Origin of the sequence: Halomonas sp. PAMB 3232 (assembly GCF_031954225.1) — a bacterium.
Taxonomy (GTDB): Bacteria; Pseudomonadota; Gammaproteobacteria; order Pseudomonadales; family Halomonadaceae; genus Vreelandella.
In genome coordinates this window covers 1,275,329-1,298,640 of sequence record NZ_CP134865.1, presented here as the reverse complement: position 1 = coordinate 1,298,640, position 23,312 = coordinate 1,275,329, and the positions used below count along the sequence as shown (strand labels likewise).

10 protein-coding genes are annotated in these 23,312 nt (G+C 60.6%); 5 read left to right on the top strand and 5 right to left on the bottom strand.

What is annotated here, in order from left to right; translation table 11 throughout:
- Positions 1-25 precede the first annotated feature (25 nt).
- On the top strand, positions 26-1,456 hold the full coding sequence (locus RN346_RS05995; protein ID WP_311962442.1) for a phosphomannomutase: 1,431 nt from the start codon (positions 26-28) through the stop codon (positions 1,454-1,456).
- Between the two features lie 74 nt (positions 1,457-1,530).
- Complete coding sequence (locus tag RN346_RS05990) at positions 1,531-2,700, top strand: nucleotide sugar dehydrogenase (RefSeq protein WP_311962441.1); 1,170 nt, start codon at positions 1,531-1,533, stop codon at positions 2,698-2,700.
- Positions 2,701-2,789: 89 nt separating this feature from the next.
- On the opposite strand, the gene glyA is transcribed toward RN346_RS05990, so the two are convergent.
- From glyA to RN346_RS05975, 3 genes are all read right to left on the bottom strand, one after another.
- Positions 2,790-4,055 (bottom strand): serine hydroxymethyltransferase, encoded by a 1,266-nt coding sequence (gene glyA / locus RN346_RS05985; protein ID WP_311960498.1) that lies wholly within the window; start codon positions 4,053-4,055, stop codon positions 2,790-2,792.
- Between the two features lie 118 nt (positions 4,056-4,173).
- Positions 4,174-6,780, bottom strand: a complete 2,607-nt coding sequence (locus RN346_RS05980; RefSeq protein WP_311962440.1) for an FtsX-like permease family protein — start codon at positions 6,778-6,780, stop codon at positions 4,174-4,176.
- Positions 6,773-7,588 carry an ABC transporter ATP-binding protein gene (locus RN346_RS05975; RefSeq protein ID WP_311962439.1) on the bottom strand — a complete coding sequence of 272 codons (816 nt, stop codon included), beginning with the start codon at positions 7,586-7,588 and terminating at the stop codon, positions 6,773-6,775. Before RN346_RS05975 ends, RN346_RS05980 begins: the two co-directional genes overlap by 8 nt.
- Here RN346_RS05975 and RN346_RS05970 point away from each other — a divergent pair.
- The 3 genes from RN346_RS05970 to RN346_RS05960 all read left to right on the top strand — a co-directional run bounded on the left by RN346_RS05970 (position 7,587) and on the right by RN346_RS05960 (position 11,071).
- Positions 7,587-8,243, top strand: coding sequence for an arylesterase (locus tag RN346_RS05970; protein ID WP_311962438.1), 657 nt, complete (start codon positions 7,587-7,589; stop codon positions 8,241-8,243). The genes RN346_RS05975 and RN346_RS05970 overlap by 2 nt on opposite strands.
- Before the next feature lie 141 nt (positions 8,244-8,384).
- Positions 8,385-9,089, top strand: coding sequence for a transglutaminase-like cysteine peptidase (locus RN346_RS05965; RefSeq protein ID WP_263584534.1), 705 nt, complete (start codon positions 8,385-8,387; stop codon positions 9,087-9,089).
- A gap of 80 nt (positions 9,090-9,169) precedes the next feature.
- Positions 9,170-11,071: an EAL domain-containing protein gene (locus RN346_RS05960; RefSeq protein WP_311962437.1), complete on the top strand. Its 1,902-nt coding sequence runs from the start codon at positions 9,170-9,172 to the stop codon at positions 11,069-11,071.
- A gap of 25 nt (positions 11,072-11,096) precedes the next feature.
- On the opposite strand, the gene RN346_RS05955 is transcribed toward RN346_RS05960, so the two are convergent.
- Positions 11,097-11,420, bottom strand: a complete 324-nt coding sequence (locus tag RN346_RS05955; protein ID WP_263584536.1) for a tryptophan synthase subunit beta like protein — start codon at positions 11,418-11,420, stop codon at positions 11,097-11,099.
- A 91-nt stretch (positions 11,421-11,511) separates the two neighbouring features.
- On the bottom strand, positions 11,512-23,142 hold the full coding sequence (locus RN346_RS05950) for an Ig-like domain-containing protein (protein WP_311962436.1): 11,631 nt from the start codon (positions 23,140-23,142) through the stop codon (positions 11,512-11,514).
- Between the last annotated feature and the right edge of the window lie 170 nt (positions 23,143-23,312).

Sequence of the window (23,312 nt, the reverse complement as noted above, 5' to 3'; positions counted from 1 at the left end):
CCTCTACCTTCCCGGGAGTCCTACATTGACCACGCGCCCCCTCACATCGGACATCATCGCGCAAAGCGGCATTGGCTTCGGTACGAGCGGCGCCCGGGGGCCGGCCGAGCAGTTCACCGATGACGTCTGTGCCGCGTTTACGACGGCCTTCGTTTTCGCCATGCGCCAGTCGTTCACGTTCGAGCGTATCGCCATCGGCATGGACCGCCGACCCAGTAGCCCAGCCATGGCCGCCGCCTGTACGAGTGCGGCCAGGGCAATGGGCCTTGGCGTCGACGACTACGGCATACTGCCAACCCCGGCGTTGGCGCTGCAGGCGATGAAACACGGCGTGCCTTGCCTCATGATTTCCGGCAGCCATATTCCGTTTGATCGCAACGGCATCAAGTTCTATCGCCCGGACGGCGAAATCACCAAGGCCGACGAGGCCGCTATTTTATCGGCGAAGGCTGAACTGCCCTCTTTTTCGGCGCCTGCCCGCGAAGCGTTTTCTGACGCGGCGAACGAAGCCTACGCCGAGCGCTATACCCGCTGGTTCGTCGATCAGCCGCTCAAGGGGTGGCGGGTGGGGCTTTATCAGCACTCCGCTGCCGGGCGCGATTTGAGCGCCTATATTCTCGATGCCCTGGGCGCCGATGTGGTCGTACTGGGTCGCACCGATGCGTTCGTGCCGGTCGATACCGAAGCCGTCAGTGCCGATGACCAGGCCAGGGGGCGCGCCTGGACGCAGCGGCACGGCCTCAACGCGCTGCTATCCACCGACGGTGACGCCGACCGCCCGCTTTTGGGCGATGAAACCGGCACCTGGCTTCGAGGCGATATCGTGGGGCTTTTGTGCGCAAGAGCGTTGGGTATCGAGGCGCTGGCGGTACCGATCAGTTGCAATACCGCCATCGAGGCGTGTGGGGCGTTCAAAAAAGTGGTGCGCACGCGCATTGGCTCGCCGTTTGTGCTCGAAGGCATGGCATCGCTTTCGAGCACGTTTTCAAGCGTTGCCGGGTTCGAGGCCAACGGCGGCTTTTTGCTTCACACCCCGCTGCAAAAAGAGGGCCGCACGCTGGCCGCCCTACCCACTCGCGACGCGCTGCTACCGGCGCTTACGCTGATGGTGGAAGCCGCCCGGAAAGGCCAAACACTGTCGGCGCTCAATAAAGCGCTACCCGAGCGCTATACCGCCAGCGACCGGCTCAAGGCGTTTCCCGTGGAAAAAAGCCGGGCGCTATTGGAGCAGTGGTCTGACTCGCCGCAAAAGCTTCAAAGCGCGCTCGGGCTTATAGAGGACATTGCCGCTATAGATACGACCGATGGCTTGAGGGTGACGTTTACAAACGACGAGATCGTCCATTTGCGCCCTTCCGGCAACGCGCCGGAGCTTCGCTGCTACGGTGAGGCGGGCTCGGCCGCCCGGGCCGAGCAGTTGGTTCAGCAGAGTTTAAAAGCGCTGGGCACGCTGTAGCGCTCATTAATGGCTTTGCAAGAAACGGCTGTTAAAGTAGCCCCTACCATGGGCAGGGTTCGGGGAGTTTGGGTATGAAAATCGCGGTGGCGGGAACGGGGTATGTCGGGCTATCCAACGCGATGCTGTTGGCTCAGCATCACGCTGTCACGGCGCTCGATATTCGACCCGATAAAGTCGAGCTGTTGAACCAGCGCATCTCCCCGATCGAGGACGCCGATATTACGGCGTTTCTCGCCCGCGATGACCTTCAGTTCAGCGCGACACTGGCGCCGGAAGTCGCCTATCAAGACGCCGACTATGTCATTATCGCCACGCCGACCGACTATGACCCTCACACCAACACCTTCGATACGACGAGCGTCGAGTCCGTGATTCGACAGGTGATCAAGATCAACCCGCACGCGGTGATGGTGATCAAATCCACGGTTCCCGTGGGCTATACCGCCAACGCGCGCGAACGTTTCAACACCGACAACCTGATTTTTTCACCGGAATTTCTGCGTGAAGGCAAGGCGCTTTACGACAACCTTCACCCCTCGCGCATCGTGGTCGGTGAGCGCACCCCCCGCGCCCACGCGTTTGCCGAGCTGCTATCTCACGGGGCCATCAAGCGGGATATTCCCACGCTTTTCACCAACAGCACCGAAGCCGAAGCGATCAAGCTCTTCGCCAATACCTACCTGGCCATGCGCGTTGCCTATTTCAACGAGCTGGATACCTACGCCGAAACCCACGAGCTCGACACGCGCCAAATCATCGAGGGTGTGGGGCTGGACCCGCGTATCGGCAAGCACTACAACAACCCGAGTTTCGGCTACGGCGGCTACTGCCTGCCCAAGGATACCCAGCAGCTGCTGGCGAACTATCAAAACGTGCCCAGCAACATGATGCAGGCGATCGTGGATGCCAACCGTACCCGCAAGGACTTCATCGCCGAGTGCATCTTCAAGCGAAAGCCCCAGGTCGTGGGCATCTACCGGCTGATCATGAAAGCCGGCTCCGACAACTTTCGCGCCAGCGCCATGCAGGGTGTGATGAAACGGATCAAGGCCCGAGGCATCAAGGTGGTGGTGTACGAGCCGATTCTGGAGGAAAGCGCCTTTTTCAACTCGGCGGTCATTCGCGACCTGGCGTCCTTTAAATCGCTGTGCGATGTGGTGGTCGCCAACCGCATGACCGAGGAGCTGCGCGACATCGAAGAGAAGGTGTTTACGCGCGACCTTTTCGGCAGCGATTCATGAACGCTTCCTTCCTGTAGGTCTTTTACACTTCACAACAAAATGGGCGCCCGAGGGCGCCCACTATTTGACCGGTCTGGTGTTGCAGGCGCTTATTTATAAACCGGAAGCTTCGCGCAGACCTTCGCCACTTTCCCGGCGATCTCTTGCTCGACGGCGGTAGTGTCGTCGCCGCTAGCGAGCACGTCGAGCAGATCACAGATCCAGCCGGCAAGCTCGGTGCACTCCTCTTCACCGAAGCCGCGGGTAGTCACCGCGGGAGTGCCGATGCGCAGGCCCGAGGTGACGAACGGGCTTTGCGGGTCGTTGGGCACGGCGTTCTTGTTGACGGTAATGTGCGCGCGGCCCAGCGCGGCGTCGGCATCCTTGCCGGTCACGCCCTGCTTGACCAGCGAGAGCAAGAACAGATGGTCTTCGGTACCGCCGGAGACGATATCGAAGCCGCGGTCGATGAACACCTTCGCCATGGCCTGGGCGTTCTTGACCACCTGCTGCTGGTAGGTCTTGAACTCCGGCGCCATCGCTTCCTTGAAGCAGATCGCCTTGGCGGCGATGACGTGCATGAGCGGGCCACCCTGACCGCCGGGGAAGACGGCGGACTGCAGCTTCTTCTCGATCTCGGCGTCGTTTTCAGCGGATAGAATCACGCCGCTGCGCGGGCCGCGCAGGGTCTTGTGCGTGGTGGATGTCACCACGTGGGCGTGGGGCAGCGGGCTTGGGTAGACGCCCGCGGCGACCAAACCGGCGACGTGGGCCATATCGACCAGCAAATAGGCGCCCACTTCGTCGGCGATTTCACGGAATTTCGCCCAGTCGATGATCTGCGAGTAGGCGGAGAAACCGGCGATGATCATTTTCGGCTGGTGCTCACGGGCAAGCTCGGCGACCTGATCATAGTCGATCAGGCCTTGGTCGTTCAGGCCGTACTGAACGGCGTTGTAGTGCTTGCCGGAGAAGTTGGGCTTGGCGCCGTGGGTCAGGTGGCCCCCGGCATCCAGGCTCATGCCGAGGATGGTGTCGCCGGGGGTGACCAGCGCCTGAAAGACGGCGCTGTTGGCTTGGGAGCCGGAGTGAGGCTGTACGTTAACGTAGGTGGCGCCGAACAGCTCCTTGGCGTAGTCGATCGCCATGTTTTCCGCGATATCCACGAACTCGCAGCCGCCGTAGTAGCGCTTGCCCGGGTAGCCTTCCGCGTACTTGTTGGTCAACTGGCTGCCCTGGGCCTCGAGCACGCGCGGGCTGGCGTAATTTTCGGAGGCGATCAGTTCGATGTGATCTTCCTGACGCGCCACTTCCTTTTGCATGGCATCAAATAGCGCATCATCGAATCCGGCAATGGTCATATCGCGGCTGAACATGGGGCAAACCTCGTAGGCTAGGGCATCGAAAAAAGCAAGGCGGCCATGATACCTCAGCCGGAGGCGACTTTCATCGCATCCGGCTCAGCCGCACCATGAGCCGGATTCATCAAGCGTGCTAGGCCTCCCCGATCAGCCCCAGACTTGCCGCCGGCGCCTGACGACGCAGGCTGTGCGACAGCGCGTGGCCGATCAGGCCAATCAGCGCGGCACCGCCCAGCGGCAGAACCAGCCACAGCGTCAGGTGCAGCCTCGGGGTCAAATCGAGCCAGAAAAGATAGAGCGCCGCGCTGGCTATCTCGGCCAAAAACGCGCCCATGAGCCCGCTTGCCAGCCCCAGCAGCGCGTACTCGGCGCCCTGTACGCGGGAAATCATCGCGTTGCCCGCGCCGAACACGCGCAAAAGCCCGCTTTCGTGGGCGCGCACTGGGCGGCTGGCGGTGAGCGCGGCGTACAGCACGCTGACGCCGGCCAACAGCACCAACAGAAGAATCAGCTCGACGGCGCGGGTGACCTGCCCCAGCACCTCGCGCACCTGCCCCAGGATCGCATCGACGTTTAGAAGCGAGACGCCGGGGAAGTCACGCACCAGCTGCGTGATCAGATCCTGCTCGCGCTCAGGAAGATAAAACGCGGTGATGTAGCTGTGGCCAAAGCTCTCCAGCACGCCGGGCGGAAAGATGACGAAGAAGTTGGGCTTGAAGCTATCCCAGTTGAGGCTTCGAAGGCTTTCGATGCGGGTGTCGATCGTTTCGCCGCCAATGGAGAAGGCCAGCGTATCGCCAAGCGTAAGCCCTAGCCGCTCGGCCAGGCCCTGCTCGACGGAAATCGGCACGGCGGTGGCCGATATATCGGTGCCCGGCACGGCGATGTCCGGCACGGCGGCGCCGGCTGGCGTGGCGTCCACTTCGTTCATGAATCCCTGGGGTTCGCTTGTTTGGCCGTCGAACCACTGGCCGGCGACCACCTCGTTGCCTTCGGGAAGCGTTGCCTGCCAGGTCAAATTGAGTTCGCGGCGCAGCGCGCCATCGCCGCGGGCCTCGACGGGCACAAACTCCCGTGGGGGAGCGCCGTTGATCGCCGTGATACGCCCGCGCACCATGGGGTAAAGCGCGCTTTGGGTATCCACCCGGGGCGTGATGGCGGCGTCGAAGGCGTCTCGCTCGCTCGGTTGAATGTTGATCGCAAAGTAGTTGGGCGTTTCATCCGGCAGCTGATCCTGCCAGGTCGTGAGCAGGTCGCCACGCACCAGGGCGATCATCGCCATGGCAAAAAACGTGACGGAAAACGCCAGCAGCTGGCCCATGCCCGCCTGTTTACGCCGAGCGAGCTGGCGGCCGCCGAGTCGAAATGCCTGGCTCCAGGGCGTGGCGCCGGAGAGCTTCGCAACTGCTTTCAACACCAGGCTGAGCACCAGGGCGCTAGCCGCCCACAGCACGCCCAGCAGCGTCCCACCGCCGAGCAGCAACCCGGCCGCCAGCGGCAGACTTCCGGAATAAAGCCACAAAAGCCCGCCAAACACCGCACCGGCCACACCCACCACGAGCCAGGCCGCTGGCGGCAGCGGGTCGAGCTCGCGGCGCAGCACTTTCAGGGCGCTGACCTGCTTGATGCGTAAAAGCGCCGGCCCGGCAAATCCGACCAGCACGGCCAGCGCGGTCAGCACGCCAAGGCCCAGCGGCATCACCCCGGGTGCGGGCAGCGTCAGCGGGAGAAACTGCGCCAATAGCCACAGAAGCACCGCCTGCCCCAACAGCCCGAGCAGCGCACCGAGCAGTGAGGCGATCAGCGCAAGGCCCAGGAGCTGGAGCGCGAAAATGGTGACCAGCTGTGCCTGGCTTGCGCCGAAGCAGCGCAGAAGCGCAGCGGTATCCAGGTGGCGCTCGACGTAGCGCCGTGTCGACATGGCGACCGCGACCCCGGCCAACAGCACGGCGACCAGCCCCGCCAGCCCCAGATAGCTTTCTGCCCGAGAAAGCGCGTTGCCCAGCTGCGGGCGGTCGACTCGCACATCGCGTACTTCGACCCCCGCTTCTCGAAGCTCGTCCAGCAGCGGCTGAACGCGTTCGAGCGCGGCGGGCGGGCCGGCGGCCAGCAGCTCGAACTCGATGCGCGAGCCCGGCTGGAGCAGGTTGGTCGCCTCGAGATCCTGCGTGTTGAGCATCAGCCGCGGATTGAAGCTGCTAAAGCCGGCGGACTGGTCGGCCTCGCGCTCGACGATACCGGTCACGGCAAGCGAAAGCTCACCGACCTGAACACGATCGCCCAATTCAAGCGCGAGCAGCTCAAAAAGCCGCGGGTCGACCCAGGCCTCGCCGGCGGCGGGGCCGGCCGGTACTTCTTCGGTGCCGTTGCCGCGGTCCACCCGCGTGGCGCCGTAGTGCGGGTAGATTTCGTCGACCGCCTTGAGGCTCGCGGGCTGAAACCGCTCGCCCTGGCTGATCATCGACACCAGATCGACCTGATCGCTGAGCGAAAAGCCCGCTCGTTCGAGGGTTTCGCGCAGCGCATCATCGAAGGGTTCGCGCTGCTCGAGCACCAGATCACCGCCCATCATCTGGCCCGCCTGGCGCTCCAGGCCGCGCTCCAGTCGATCCAGGAAAAACGCGATCATGGTGGACGCCGCGACGGCCAGTACCAGCGCGATAAAGAGCGCGCGCACGTCCGAGGCGCGCAGATCGCGTTTGAGGCTGCGCGCGGCCAGACGCCAGTTGACGCTACTCATCGCCACCGCCTGCCAATGCCTGCTCGGGCTCGAACGCCGTGAGCCGCCCGCCTTCCAGGCGCAAGCAGCGGTCGCAGCGCCGCGCCAGGGCGTAATCGTGGGTGACGAGAATCAGCGTGGTATGCGCCTGGCGATTCAAGCTGAACAGCAGATCGATCACCTGGGCGCCGGTCTCCGGGTCCAGGTTGCCGGTGGGCTCGTCGGCGAAGACCAGCTCCGGGTCGGTGACGAACGCGCGCGCGATGGCCACGCGCTGCTGCTCGCCGCCGGAAAGCTGCTTGGGCAGGTGCGCGACGCGCTCAGTCAGCCCTACCCGCTCAAGCCAGGCGTGCGCTGCCTGGGTTTCTCCGGCGCGAATCGATAGCTCCAGCGGCAGCAGCACGTTTTCAAGGGCGCTGAGCGTGGGCAGAAGCTGAAAGTTTTGAAATACGAAGCCCACGCGCCCGGCGCGAAGCGATGCACGGCCATCCTCGTCCAAACGGCTCAAGGGGTGGCCGAACAGATTCAGTTCGCCGTCGCTGGGCGTGTCGAGCCCAGCCAGAATCCCAAGAAGCGTCGATTTTCCGGCACCGCTTTTACCCAGAATCGCCACCGTTTCGCCCTGTGCCACGCACAGCGAAAGATCCTTTAGAATGGTCAGCGCCCGCTCGCCGCTTTTCACCTGTTTGCACAGGTTCTCGGCGAGCAGCACCGGCGGCCCCTGATGCGTATCACGGGCGTGTGCCTTGGCCGTCTCATCGGTTAAGCTTGAACGCTCGACGTCCGGTTGAGCGGCGTTAGTCGAATCCTTGTCAGAGGAGTAGGACATGAAGCGTGGCATCCCTTTTATGTGGCATCGGCTTGCCTGCATGGTAACCGCCGGGCTGGTCGCACTGATAGTGCTCTTTCAACCAGGCCTTGCCAATGCCGAGTCGCGCCCGACGCTGCTGGTGATGGGAGATAGCCTGAGCGCGGCCTACGGCATCGAGCAGGACCAGGGCTGGGTGCGCCTCCTCGAGCGCCGCCTTGACGATCAGGCGCAGGTCGTGAACGCCAGTATTAGCGGTGAGACCACCGGTGGAGGCCTTGAGCGTTTCGAAAGCGTTCTTGATCAGCATGCCCCGGATATCGTGCTGCTGGAACTGGGCGGCAACGACGGCCTGCGCGGGCTTCCCCCGGCGCAGATGCGCGAGAACCTGGCCGGCATGATCGAGCAAAGCCAGTCCGCTGATGCCGAGGTGCTGCTACTGGGCATCGATATTCCGCCCAATTACGGCCAAGCCTATCGCGATGCCTTCACCGGCGTGTATCGCACGCTTGCCGACGAGTACGACGTGGCGCTACTCCCCTTCTTGCTGGAGGGCATTGCGCTGGATCGCGCGTTGATGCAAAGCGACGGCATTCACCCGACCGCCGAGGCCCAGCCGCTCATTCTGGAGAACGTATGGCCAATGGTCGAGCCGCTGCTGGAGCAGGCGCATTAGCAAGCGCCCTAGCGCTTTGGATGTAACCCACCATTCCCTATTAAAAACCTGCCGCTTTTCGTCATTTTTATGATGAGTTATATAGCACTGACGCACGCCAGCTTGTAGTCTTAAGCTTCATTTGGCCATGGCTGGACGTCTATGCCTCGGTGCTCTTCCTCTACCCCTGCGGGTCTCACCCGGCGAACGTTTCTCGCGTCCGCCGGGCTTCTGGCGCTGGGCGCGGGGCTTGGTCTGTACCCCTTTCAGGCTTCGGCGTTCGACCCGACACGACTGCGTGAGCGCATGAGCTCGATGTACGGCCAGGCAGGGCTCAACGTGCTCGAGGGGTGGTTCGCGCTTTTACAGCGCGCTGCGGGGCAGGATATTCAAACCCAGCTTCGTGAGGTGAACGACTTCTTCAACCGAAACGTTCGCTGGGTCGACGATATCGTCGTGTGGGGGCAGGAGGATTACTGGGCCACGCCGCTCGAGGCCATGGGTAAGGGCCAGGGCGACTGCGAGGACTACGCGATCGCCAAGTACATCACGCTCAAGCAGCTCGGAGTTCCCGGCGAGCGCCTGCGCATGATTTACGTACGCGCCCGCATTGGCCGCAGCAGTATTACCCAAGCGCACATGGTGCTGGGTTACTATGATACCCCGAGCGCCGTGCCGCTGGTGCTCGACAACATGGCGCCCTCGATTTCGCCCGCCTCGCAGCGTACCGATCTCGACCCGGTGTTCAGTTTCAACAGCGAAGGGCTTTGGGCCGGCGGCTCATCGCAGTCGCGCGCGGATCCATTGGCGCGCCTGTCGCGCTGGCGCAGCGTACTGGAACGTATGCAATCTCAAGGCTTTCTCTAGAGACCTCGCAGAAAGGTTTTTACAAGCGCTTTTAATAAAGCGCTTTTAACAAAAAGTTTTCAACAAAAGGACGTGCCGTTATGTCGCTTATCAAACAGCTTTGGCTGGCCATCATCGGGCTGTTGCTGCTCTCCTTTGTTGGAAGCCTTGTGATCAGCATCACCACCAGTCGCGCTTACATCGAGCAGGAAATCAGCATCAAGAACGAGGATAACGCCACGGCGCTGGCGCTCTCCATGACGCAGCTCGACAAGGACCTGGTCATTCTCGAGCTTTTGATCTCGGCGCAGTTCGACACCGGCTACTACCAGCAGATCGTCCTGCGCGACACCGATGGCAGCGTACTGGTCGAGCGCGTGGCGAGTGAGTACCAGGGCCACGTGCCCGGCTGGTTTCGCCACCTGATCGACTTCGACATTCCGCCGGGCACGGCCACCATTCAGGAAGGCTGGCAGCAGTTCGGTACGCTGACCCTTCAGAGTCAGTACAGCTTTGCTTACCGGGCCCTGTGGCGAAGCTTCATGGAGCTGACGGCCTGGTTCATCGCGGCAGGGATCGCAAGCCTCGCGCTGGCAGCGGTGATCGTCAGTACCATCAAGCGCCCGCTCAATCGCGTGGTGGAGCAAGCGCGTAATATCAGCGCGCGGCGCTTTACCACCATCAAGGAGCCGCGCACCCGGGAGCTTCGCGAGGTAGCCCGGGCCATGAACGTGCTCTCTCACAACGTGCGCCAGATGTTGACCCACGAAAGTCAGAAACTCGATGAGCTGCGCCGCGACCTGCAGCACGACGCGTTGACCGGCGCGCTCAATCGCGGTGCCTTCATGACCCGACTGGCGGCGCTTCTGGACAGCGACGATGCACGGGCGACGGGGCTCATGGCGATCGTTCGCGTGGAGGATCTGGTGGGGCTGAACGACCGCCTCGGCCACGACGCCACGGATAACCTGCTGAAGGGGTTGGTGGAGCAGCTGACTACACTCGATACCACCTCGGAAGAGACGCTGATCGGCCGGCTCAACGGCAGCGATTTCATGCTGGTGGTACCGCTTGAAACCGACATCGAGGCGTTCAGCGCTCGCTTGAAACATGCGCTTGCAACGCTCACCCCGGCGAGCGAGCTGCGACTGCCCACGGCGATTACCAGCTACGCGCCGGGAGATGAGCGCAGCGACCTGATGGCCACGCTCGACACGGCCCTGGCAGAGGCAGAAAGCGCTCAGGGCAGCTTGCCAGTTGTGGTGCGCGAACGCGAGCGTCAGCCGCTTTTTGCCACGCACGCGGCGTGGCGTACGGCGCTGGATACGGCGCTATTGCAGGGCCCGGAGCTTGGGCGTTTCCCGGTACTGAACGCCCAGCAGCACGTTCTACATTACGAAAGCCCGGCCCGGCTGCAGCTGGCCGAGCAGTGGCAAAGCGCGGGAGTTTTCATTCCCTGGCTTGCGCGTTTTAACCTGGAGCCGTCGCTGGATATGGCCGTCATCAAACAGGCGCTGGAGCAGCTTCGCCAGAACCCGGAGCAGTGGCTGGGCATCAACCTGTCGATCGCGGCCATCAGCGACGCCCGCTTCGTCACCGGGCTGCGCACCCTGCTGGAGAAAAACGCCACGCTGGCGTCCAGGCTCTGCTTCGAAATTCCCGCGACCCTCGATTCCCGGGCGCTGGCGAGTATGCGCGGTTTCTGCGCCGCGCTCAGACATCTCGACTGTCAATTCGGTATCGAGCATGTGGGGGCCGAGTTCAACAAGCTTGCCGAGCTACACGACGTGGGGCTGACCTACCTGAAGGTGGATGCCAGCCTAGTGCGCGACATTCACGCCTCCGCCGAGCAGCAAAGCATACTGCGCGGCCTGACCACGCTCTGCCACTCGCTGGGGCTGTTGGTCATCGCCGAGGGCGTGAAATCCGAAGAGGAGCTGGCCCAGCTGTTCCGCATGGGCATCGACGGCGTGACCGGCCCGGCGATACGCACGCCAAACTGACCCGGCCGCCGCCATGGCGGCGGTATCAGATGATACCGCCGTCCTCGCCAATCAAATTGACGTTGTTCTTGGCGCGCAGCGATTTACGCTGCATCACCTTGTTCTGCGCCGCCTGGGGCAGGTCGGTGAACGAAATCACCCCCTTGTCCAGCAGCACCTCCATCAAGTCTTCCACTACCCGCACGAAAGCCAGATCCGAAGCAAGAAAGTTCGCTTTCGAGCCCGGCTCATTGGCCAGAAACGCCAGCACCTGCGGGTCGTCTGCGCTCACCTGCTCGGAAGATTCGCTGGTCGCCTCCTTACTTAGCGTCACGATGTCGCCGTCGGCATTGCGTTTGATATAGAACATGGCAACCCCCTTCTCTCGTTAAACAGGGTTCAAGGTTAAAAAAGGCCGCCCGGAGGCGGCCTTGGTGTTACACGATGCGTAACGTGATGTCTTACTGGTCGATCTTCAGCTGATGATCCTGCAGCATGCTTTGCAGGAAGTCCGACGAGCTTTCGCCCTGGGGCATGGTGACGTCTTTCAGTACAACCCGCTGATCCGCGTTACTGTTATCTGCCGACAAGCCACCTTCTGACTTGATGTGCAGAATGGTATCGCTGCCTTTCTGTTCGGCGCGGATGTATTGATCGATGGTCTCATCGCTTTCGCCCTTCAAGAGATCGGAGAGATCCAGGCGATCCGCTTGAGCATCCTTGCCATACACCCCCTTGTTGAAGTCCATGACGGTATCCACGGCCGCCTTGGTGCTTGTTCCCTGGTCACCGAACTCCCACTTGAACGTATCGGCACCGCCGCCGCCGTAAAGCGTATCGCTACCGGATCCGCCATAGAGAACATCGTCGCCTTTTCCACCGATCAGCACGTCGTCACTGGCACCGCCGATCAGGATATCGTTACCAGCACCGCCGTAAAGGATATCGTTGCCTTCGGTACCGGGGAGCATGTTACTGCCCTTGTCGCCCAGCTCGAAGTGCTTGATATCCGTCGAGACGTTGCCATTGGCATCAACCGCGGTGGCCTTGAGCTCGCCGGTGGAGCTTTCGATACGCTTCAGGGACGTGGTCCATTCGCCGTTGGCATCTGCCTTGACGGTATCGACTACCTTACCGCTTGCATCGGTAATGCTCACCTCTGCGTCCGGACCGGCCGAGCCAGCTACCTTCATTTCACGGAAGCCGACGGTGGTCTCAGAGAATTGGTCATTCACGAGATAGTTGGCATTACTGATTCCCTTGCTATCGAGCACCAGAGTCTGCGCCTTACCGTCTACATGACCACTGAAAACCACTATGTCAGTTTCGGTACCGTTAACGCCCGACTTATCCGAACGAGTAACCGTACCCTCCATGGCTTTTTCTTCATACGTAGTGTGCAGGTATTTTCCGATGGGGATGCCATACCACGTTTTCACATAGTATTGGGTCACCGACTCCGTCCAGCTCAGCTTGTACGTATCACCTACCTGGAAGTATGCCGTTTCGTTGCTACCCGCTTGTGAACGAACCGAGAGATTACTCGTGTTGCCCACGCTCAGGTGGCTACTCGACACGGTCTGGTTCGTGTCGCTGGTATCGACTCGATTACCGGAGACACCAAAGTTATGACCTCCCAGACTTCCCCATACCTTGGCAAGTACATCCACACCTGCTTCCTGAGCAGTCTCGACGCTATCGATGCTCACAGAGGAGGACTCAGGTTTGACGTCTTCATTATCTGGTGAAGCCGGTGTAGGTACGGTGACCTCAACCGTGCTGGCAAACGCACTGTCTTGCCTATCAGCCTCATCCGTCGCGTTCAGCTCTGTGGCAATGGCTTCCGCCGTTAGTTGGATGCCTTGGCCGGCCAACGAAGCAGGCACTGTCAACGTTAAACCGTCGCTTGCGAACGTATCGCCGGACGCTTCGATCAACCAGCTTCCGTCGCTTTGCAATGCGCCCTGGCTCAAGGTTGCGCCTTCCGGCACCCCGGTCACGCGGATACTGAGCGTCTCGTCACCATCGGTATCGTTGAGTGCGGCGTTTAAATCGACTTCATAGCGATACGCGTCTACTTCGGTAATTTCGATCGCGCCAACCGTGGCCGTTGCGCCATTGACCTTAACGATTTCACTCGTCTCGGTTGTCGATGCACTGAAGTCCAATCTCAGCTTACCGTCATTATCGAGAGTAGTGGTAATCGTTGCCGTATAGTTTTCGTTCAGGTAGTAGTTCGCGGGAGAACCGTAGTCCTTGAAGACGAACTCCTTCCCACCGTTGACTTTGACTACCCAGTTATCGTTGTAAACTCCATTGCCCGAATTCCAGGTGCCCTGAATCGTGTGAGGCAAGGTAATGCTGACTTCCTGCCCGGCGTGTACCTTACCGAAATCGAACGTTTTGGCGTCAGATTCGGAGTAGTCATACCACCAGGAGCCCGAGATATTGCCATCGCCGCGCTCATCGCCCAGCGTAAGCTCAAATGACTTCGTCTGTGCCTCGATCGTTCCCGTCTTGTCGATCGCGGTGGCGTCACCCAGCGAGATACTCACCGTGGGCGTTTGGGCCACGGCGTCGTCGACCGTGGTGCTTTCCAGTGTCAGGCTGACCGGCACCTCGACTTTCTCGAAGTTGCCGTTGACTTCGATTACCTTGGCGTTCAGGTCGCCGCTGCCATCGACATTGACCGTTACAGCTCCTTTTCCGTCGCGGTCTAGAGTGACGGTATGACGCTCACCATTGATCTCAACAATCGCCGTTGGGAAGTCATCCCCCTGGAAGGTGTATTGAGTGACATCGGGCGGGTTGGACGTTTCGACCACGAACGTGACCTCTGACTCACCGCTGATGGTAGTGGCCCCACCCTTGACCACCTCCTTATAAGCGATGGAGTGGATGAGGTAGTCGTCGTCATTATCTACCGCGGTAAATTCAGCGCTGGTAAACGTCTTGCCAATTTCAGGTTTAAACGTATAGGCCAGATCTACACGATCAGAGCCGCCCTGCACGCTTTCTTGTCGCACTTCTTCATCATTGGCGTTGAAATACGTCACCCGTGCGTCTGAGCCACCGCCTCCCGATATGATGGCATGCCCCACAGGATTGTTATCGGCATCCTTAAAATCGACCCGGGCTTTTTCGCGGTTGTTTCGCCATGCGAACTGGACGTCGAAGCTTTCGATCTCGTTATTAAAGTCGATAACGATTTTTTCGCTGGTACCGTTAGTGCCATAGCCCAACTCGCTGTTTGCCGCGCTACCAGAGGTCTTGCCTACCACACCGAAGCCATCGTGATTGGTACCGGTGACCCGAGAAATCTCTCCGCGCTCACCATCAGTGCCGTACGCCGTTACCGTAAAGCTATCGGATTTATCGACGTTGGTGACGTCTATCATCGACGTCTTGATGACAGAGGCACTCAGGTTGACCGTCGTTACATCGATGGAATCCTCGATGTAATAGGATTCAGCCTCATTCAACAGGCTCCAGTTCCAGCTGCCATTATCGCCAATAACTTGCAAGTCAGACGGCGCGCTAATGGTATCGTCATCGACATAGACATCAGAATCGCTGTAGTAATAGCTGCTCGATGCCGTGGTAGCCCCTGCTTCGACCGTGATGCTTTGCACCTCTTCATTCACATCGAATGTAAATGTTGTATCGGTCTCAAGTGCTGAACTCAGCGTGATCGTATAAGTGACCGTCGCACCATCTTCATCGGCCTCCGGCTGGAGCTTGGAAGTCAGCGTAGCGCTGGCGTCAAGATAAACGCTGTAATCCTGGTTAGCCTCTGCGCTGTAATCGTTACCTGCCTCGTCCTTACCAACTACCTCCGCTTTAACGCTGTCGTGGTTGGCCAATACCGAGCCCGGCACATTGATGGCGTAGGTCAGAGCGCCGTTATCGCCCTCGAGCACATCGCCCGAATAGGTTTCGCCACCCACGCTCAGCGTGACGGTGTCACCCGCCTTCGCGTCGCCGCCGACGGTGCCGGTAATGGTCACGTCGCCCTTCGCTTCGTCACCGTTGACCACGCCGTCCCCGGCGATCTCGTCGATGGTGATCGTGGCGCTGGCGTCGAGATTGACGGTGTAGGTCTTGTCCGTTTCGCCCGTATAGGCGTTGCCGTCCGCGTCGGTGCCGGTCACGTCGGCACGGATCGTGTCGTTGTCGGCCAGAACCGATCCGGGCACGTCGATGGCGTAGGTGAGGTTGCCCTCGACGTCGGCCACGACCTCGCCGCCGTAGGTATTCTCGCCCACGGTCAGGGTGACGGTGTCGCCCGCTTTCGCGTCGCCGCCCACGGTGCCGGTCACGGTCACATCACCCTTCGCTTCCTCGCCGTTGACCACGTCGTCACCGGCAATGGTGTCGATGGTGATCGTGGCGCTGGCGTCCAGGTTCACGCTGTAATCGCGGTCGGCGTTGGCTTCGTAGCCGTTGCCGTCCGTGTCGGTGCCGGTCACTTTTGCGGTAATCGCGGTGTGCTCGGCCAGCTCCGATCCGGGCACGTCGATGGCGTAGGTCAGATCCTCACCGACGGTGCCGGTGTGGGTATTGTCGCCCACGGTCAGCGTGACGGTGTCGCCTGCCTTGGCGTCGCCGCCGACGGTACCGGTGATGGTCACGTCGCCCTTCGATTCCTCGCCGTTGACCACGCCGTCACCGGCAATGGTGTCGATGGTGATCGTGGCGCTGGCGTCCAGGTTCACGCTGTAGTCGCGCTCGGCGTTGGCTTCGTAGCCGTTGCCGTCCGTGTCGGTGCCGGTCACTTTTGCGGTAATCGCGGTGTGCTCGGCCAGCTCCGATCCGGGCACGTCGATGGCGTAGGTGAGGTTGCCTTCACCGTTGGCCACGACCTCACCGCCGTAGGTATTCTCGCCCACGGTCAGGGTGACCGTGTCGCCCGCTTTCGCGTCGCCGCCCACGGTGCCGGTCACGGTCACGTCGCCCTTCGCTTCCTCGCCGTTGACCACGTCGTCACCGGCAATGGTGTCGATGGTGATCGTGGCGCTGGCGTCGAGATTGACGGTGTAGGTCTTGTCCGTTTCGCCCGTATAGGCGTTGCCGTCCGCGTCGGTGCCGGTCACGTCGGCACGAATCGTGTCGTTGTCGGCCAGAACCGATCCGGGTACGTCGATGGCGTAGGTGAGGTTGCCTTCACCGTCGGCCACGACCTCGCCGCCGTAGGTATTCTCGCCCACGGTCAGGGTGACGGTGTCGCCGGCCTTGGCGTCGCCGCCCACGGTACCGGTGATGGTCACGTCGCCCTTCGCTTCCTCGCCGTTGACCACGTCGTCACCGGCAATGGTGTCGATGGTGATCGTGGCGCTGGCGTCCAGGTTGACCTCGTAACCGCGCTCGGCGTCCTGACGGTAGCTGTTGCCCGCGTCGTCGGTGCCGGTGACTTCGGCCGTGATGCTGTCGTTGTCGGCCAGCATCGCTCCCTGCACGTCGATGGCGTAGGTGAGGTTGCCTTCACCGTCGGCCACGACCTCGCCGCCGTAGGTATTCTCGCCCACGGTCAGGGTGACGGTGTCGCCCGCTTTCGCGTCGCCGCCCACGGTGCCGGTCACGGTCACGTCGCCCTTCGCTTCCTCGCCGTTGACCACGTCGTCACCGGCAATGGTGTCGATGGTGATCGTGGCGCTGGCGTCCAGGTTGACCTCGTAACCGCGCTCGGCGTCCTGACGGTAGCTGTTGCCCGCGTCGTCGGTGCCGGTGACTTCGGCCGTGATGCTGTCGTTGTCGGCCAGCATCGCTCCCGGCACGTCGATGGCGTAGGTGAGGTTGCCTTCACCATCGGCCACGACCTCGCCGCCGTAGGTATTCTCGCCCACGGTCAGGGTGACGGTGTCGCCCGCTTTCGCGTCGCCGCCCACGGTGCCGGTCACGGTCACGTCGCCCTTCGCTTCCTCGCCGTTGACCACGTCGTCACCGGCAATGGTGTCGATGGTGATCGTGGCGCTGGCGTCCAGGTTCACGCTGTAGTCGCGCTCGGCGTTGGCTTCGTAGCCGTTGCCGTCCGCGTCGGTGCCGGTCACGTCGGCACGGATCGTGTCGTTGTCGGCCAGAACCGATCCGGGCACGTCGATGGCGTAGGTGAGGTTGCCCTCGACGTCGGCCACGACCTCGCCGCCGTAGGTATTCTCGCCCACGGTCAGGGTGACGGTGTCGCCCGCTTTCGCGTCGCCGCCCACGGTGCCGGTCACGGTCACATCACCCTTCGCTTCCTCGCCGTTGACCACGTCGTCACCGGCAATGGTGTCGATGGTGATCGTGGCGCTGGCGTCCAGGTTCACGCTGTAATCGCGGTCGGCGTTGGCTTCGTAGCCGTTGCCGTCCGTGTCGGTGCCGGTCACTTTTGCGGTAATCGCGGTGTGCTCGGCCAGCTCCGATCCGGGCACGTCGATGGCGTAGGTCAGATCCTCACCGACGGTGCCGGTGTGGGTATTGTCGCCCACGGTCAGCGTGACGGTGTCGCCTGCCTTGGCGTCGCCGCCGACGGTACCGGTGATGGTCACGTCGCCCTTCGATTCCTCGCCGTTGACCACGCCGTCACCGGCAATGGTGTCGATGGTGATCGTGGCGCTGGCGTCCAGGTTCACGCTGTAGTCGCGCTCGGCGTTGGCTTCGTAGCCGTTGCCGTCCGTGTCGGTGCCGGTCACTTTTGCGGTAATCGCGGTGTGCTCGGCCAGCTCCGATCCGGGCACGTCGATGGCGTAGGTCAGATCCTCACCGACGGTGCCGGTGTGGGTGTTGTCGCCCACGCTCAGCGTGACGGTGTCGCCTGCTTTCGCGTCGCCGCCCACGGTGCCGGTGATGGTGATATCGCCCTTCGCTTCGTCGCCGTTGACCACGCCGTCACCGGCGATCTGGTCGATGGTGATCGTGGCGCTGGCGTCGAGATTGACGGTGTAGGTCTTGTCCGTTTCGCCCGTATAGGCGTTGCCGTCCGCGTCGGTGCCGGTCACTTCCGCGGTAATCGCGGTGTGCTCGGCCAGCTCCGATCCGGGCACGTCGATGGCGTAGGTCAGATCCTCACCGACGGTGCCGGTGTGGGTGTTGTCGCCCACGCTCAGCGTGACGGTGTCGCCTGCTTTCGCGTCGCCGCCAACGGTGCCGGTGATGGTGATATCGCCCTTCGCTTCGTCGCCGTTGACCACGCCGTCACCGGCGATCTGGTCAATGGTGATCGTGGCGCTGGCGTCCAGGTTGACGGTGTAGGTCTTGTCCGTTTCGCCGGTATAGGCGTTGCCGTCCGCGTCGGTGCCGGTCACTTCCGCGGTAATCGCGGTGTGCTCGGCCAGCTCCGATCCGGGCACGTCGATGGCGTAGGTCAGATCCTCACCGACGGTGCCGGTGTGGGTGTTGTCGCCCACGCTCAGCGTGACGGTGTCGCCTGCTTTCGCGTCGCCGCCCACGGTGCCGGTGATGGTGATATCGCCCTTCGCTTCGTCGCCGTTGACCACGCCGTCACCGGCGATCTGGTCGATGGTGATCGTGGCGCTGGCGTCGAGATTGACGGTGTAGGTCTTGTCCGTTTCGCCCGTATAGGCGTTGCCGTCCGCGTCGGTGCCGGTCACGTCGGCACGAATCGTGTCGTTGTCGGCCAGAACCGATCCGGGCACGTCGATGGCGTAGGTGAGGTTGCCCTCGACGTCGGCCACGACCTCGCCGCCGTAGGTATTCTCGCCCACGGTCAGGGTGACCGTGTCGCCGGCCTTGGCGTCGCCGCCCACGGTGCCGGTAATTTTGACAGGCCCCTTCGCCTCTTCCCCATTAACAACATTGTCCTTGGTTACGTTATCAATGGTGATCGTGGCTTTTATCTCTTCCTCCTCTTCCTCCTCCTCGGGACCATCGGACTCGTTATCCGAGTCCGGATCGTGATCACCGTCCGAGTCCGAGTCGCTGTCGGAATCAGAGTCACTGTCCGAGTCTGAATCGCTGTCGGAGTCGGAGTCACTGTCGGAATCCGAATCGCTGTCAGAGTCCGAGTCGCTGTCGGAGTCTGAATCGGAGTCACTGTCAGAATCCGAATCACTGTCGGAGTCCGAGTCGCTATCGGAATCCGAGTCGCTGTCTGAGTCAGAGTCGCTGTCGGAATCCGAATCACTGTCAGAGTCGGAATCACTGTCGGAATCCGAATCGCTATCGGAGTCCGAATCGCTGTCAGAGTCGGAGTCGCTGTCGGAATCCGAGTCGCTGTCGGAATCCGAGTCGCTGTCGGAATCCGAGTCGCTGTCGGAGTCCGAGTCACTATCAGAGTCCGAATCGCTATCAGAGTCCGAATCGCTATCCGAATCGGAGTCGCTGTCGGAATCGGAGTCACTGTCAGAATCCGAGTCACTGTCGGAGTCCGAATCACTGTCGGAATCGGAGTCACTATCAGAGTCCGAGTCGCTATCTGAATCCGAGTCTGAATCGCTGTCCGAATCGGAGTCACTGTCGGAATCGGAGTCGCTATCAGAGTCCGAGTCGCTATCAGAGTCCGAGTCGCTATCTGAATCCGAGTCGCTATCGGAATCCGAGTCGCTGTCGGAATCTGAATCGCTGTCAGAGTCCGAATCGCTATCCGAATCGGAGTCGCTGTCGGAGTCACTGTCGGAATCGGAGTCACTATCAGAGTCCGAGTCGCTATCTGAATCCGAGTCGCTATCTGAATCCGAGTCACTGTCAGAGTCTGAATCGGAGTCACTGTCAGAATCCGAATCACTGTCGGAATCGGAGTCGCTGTCGGAGTCCGAGTCACTATCAGAGTCCGAATCGCTGTCAGAGTCGGAGTCGCTATCCGAGTCCGAGTCACTATCGGAATCAGAGTCGCTGTCTGAGTCCGAATCGCTGTCAGAGTCGGAATCACTGTCGGAGTCCGAATCGCTGTCGGAATCGGAGTCACTGTCAGAATCCGAGTCGCTGTCGGAATCTGAATCGCTATCGGAATCCGAGTCGCTGTCGGAATCCGAGTCGCTATCGGAATCCGAATCGCTGTCAGAGTCAGAGTCGCTGTCGGAGTCCGAGTCGCTGTCGGAGTCGCTGTCGGAATCCGAGTCGCTATCGGAATCCGAATCGCTATCAGAGTCGGAGTCGCTATCGGAGTCAGAATCGCTATCCGAATCGGAGTCGCTGTCGGAATCGGAGTCACTGTCCGAATCTGAATCGCTATCGGAGTCCGAATCGCTATCAGAGTCTGAATCGCTGTCGGAATCAGAGTCGCTGTCAGAGTCCGAGTCACTATCGGAGTCCGAGTCACTATCGGAATCCGAGTCGCTGTCGGAATCCGAGTCGCTATCGGAATCCGAGTCGCTGTCGGAATCCGAGTCGCTATCGGAATCCGAGTCGCTATCGGAATCCGAATCGCTGTCAGAGTCGGAGTCGCTGTCGGAGTCGCTATCGGAATCAGAGTCGCTGTCTGAATCCGAATCGCTGTCGGAGTCCGAGTCGCTATCGGAATCCGAATCGCTGTCAGAGTCGGAGTCGCTGTCGGAGTCGCTATCGGAATCAGAGTCGCTGTCTGAATCCGAATCGCTGTCGGAGTCCGAATCGCTATCGGAATCTGAATCGCTATCGGAGTCTGAATCACTGTCGGAGTCCGAGTCACTATCGGAATCAGAGTCGCTGTCAGAGTCCGAGTCGCTGTCGGAATCCGAGTCGCTGTCGGAATCCGAGTCGCTGTCGGAATCTGAATCGCTATCGGAATCCGAATCACTGTCGGAATCCGAATCGCTGTCAGAGTCCGAGTCGCTGTCGGAATCCGAGTCGCTGTCGGAATCTGAATCGCTATCGGAATCCGAATCGCTATCAGAGTCCGAATCGCTGTCAGAGTCAGAGTCGCTGTCAGAATCGGAGTCACTGTCGGAGTCGGAGTCGCTATCGGAATCCGAGTCACTGTCAGAATCCGAGTCGCTGTCGGAATCTGAATCGCTATCGGAGTCCGAGTCACTATCGGAATCGGAGTCACTATCAGAGTCCGAGTCACTATCTGAATCCGAGTCGCTGTCGGAATCTGAATCGCTATCGGAGTCCGAGTCACTATCGGAATCAGAGTCGCTGTCAGAGTCCGAGTCGCTGTCGGAATCTGAATCGCTATCAGAGTCCGAGTCACTATCGGAATCCGAGTCGCTGTCGGAGTCCGCGTCACTATCAGAGTCCGAATCGCTGTCAGAGTCGGAATCACTGTCGGAGTCCGAATCGCTGTCGGAATCGGAATCACTGTCAGAATCCGAGTCGCTGTCGGAATCTGAATCGCTATCGGAGTCTGAATCACTGTCGGAGTCCGAGTCACTATCGGAATCAGAGTCGCTGTCAGAGTCGGAATCACTGTCCGAATCGCTATCAGAGTCCGAATCGCTATCCGAATCGGAGTCGCTGTCGGAATCGGAGTCACTGTCAGAATCCGAATCACTGTCGGAATCGGAGTCGCTGTCGGAATCGGAGTCACTGTCAGAATCCGAATCACTGTCGGAATCGGAGTCGCTGTCGGAGTCCGAGTCACTATCAGAGTCCGAATCGCTGTCAGAGTCGGAGTCGCTATCCGAGTCCGAGTCACTATCGGAATCAGAGTCGCTGTCTGAGTCCGAATCGCTATCGGAATCAGAGTCACTGTCCGAGTCCGAGTCGCTGTCGGAATCTGAATCGCTATCGGAGTCCGAGTCACTATCGGAGTCCGAGTCGCTGTCGGAATCTGAATCGCTATCGGAGTCTGAATCACTGTCGGAATCCGAATCACTGTCGGAATCCGAATCACTGTCGGAATCCGAATCGCTGTCAGAGTCCGAATCGCTGTCAGAGTCAGAGTCGCTGTCGGAGTCCGAGTCGCTGTCGGAGTCGCTATCTGAATCCGAGTCGCTGTCGGAATCGGAGTCACTGTCGGAGTCGCTATCTGAATCCGAGTCGCTGTCGGAATCCGAGTCGCTATCGGAATCCGAATCGCTATCAGAGTCGGAGTCGCTATCGGAGTCAGAATCGCTATCCGAATCGGAGTCGCTGTCGGAATCGGAGTCACTGTCCGAATCTGAATCGCTATCGGAGTCCGAATCGCTATCAGAGTCTGAATCGCTGTCGGAATCAGAGTCGCTGTCAGAGTCCGAGTCACTATCGGAGTCCGAGTCACTATCGGAGTCCGAGTCGCTGTCGGAATCCGAGTCGCTGTCGGAATCCGAGTCGCTATCGGAATCCGAGTCGCTATCGGAATCCGAATCGCTGTCAGAGTCGGAGTCGCTATCGGAATCAGAGTCGCTGTCTGAATCCGAATCGCTGTCGGAGTCCGAATCGCTGTCAGAGTCCGAGTCGCTATCGGAATCCGAGTCGCTATCGGAATCCGAGTCGCTATCGGAATCCGAGTCACTGTCGGCGTCTGAATCGCTGTCGGAATCGGAGTCACTGTCAGAGTCCGAATCACTGTCGGCATCCGCATCTGCGTCAGCGTCAGTATCGGCGTCAGCATCTGCATCCGCATCTGCGTCAGCGTCTGCGTCCGTATCGGCGTCAGCATCTGCATCTGCATCTGCATCAGCGTCTGCGTCCGCATCGGCATCACCGTCATCATCGCCGGGGATCAGGGGGTCGTCCGGGCTTAGCGGGATATCGGTATCGGGGGCTGTGTCATCGGGGCCGGGGGGATTTAGCGTAAAAAAGACGGGCGGTGTACCTGCCGTGGGGCCAGCGGTAGTAAAGCTTAGGGGGCTTACCTCTTCGGAGATACGCGCCACGCGAACGAAGCTATTGCCCCCGCCGCCGCCGCCACCGGCACCGCCGGCAGCGGTGGGGTCGAGAAGATCAAGAAGATCGATATCGTCGTCTTCAAGAGCGGCCAACAAGGCATCGATATCGTCATCCAGCACGCTGGCTTCATCGGAAGAGACAACGGTTTCACGATCAAGGTCCGGAGTCAGCTCCATGGACTGCCCGCCTTCCACCACGTCTGCCCCTGCGCCATCGCCAAAATCGAGTTCGACTCGTCCACCGTCCGAGGTAATCAGTGTTTCGCCTTCGATAAGCGTATCGCCGATTTTGACCTCGTGCCGGTTACCCTTTCCATCCGTGACCCAAGCGTCCCCGGTGATAGCGATGACCGTTGCTGTTGCCATTTAGGTAAATCCCCGATGAGTATTAGTGGCCGCCCGCTCACCCGTCGTGCGAGTGAAAAGAACGGCTTATAGCGCAATAGTAAGGGATTTGGCGCCCCCTCCCTATTGTACTGAAGGACAGTAAAGTAATGTAACTTGCTGCCCGCAGAGGGGCATCCATGCACTGCGGG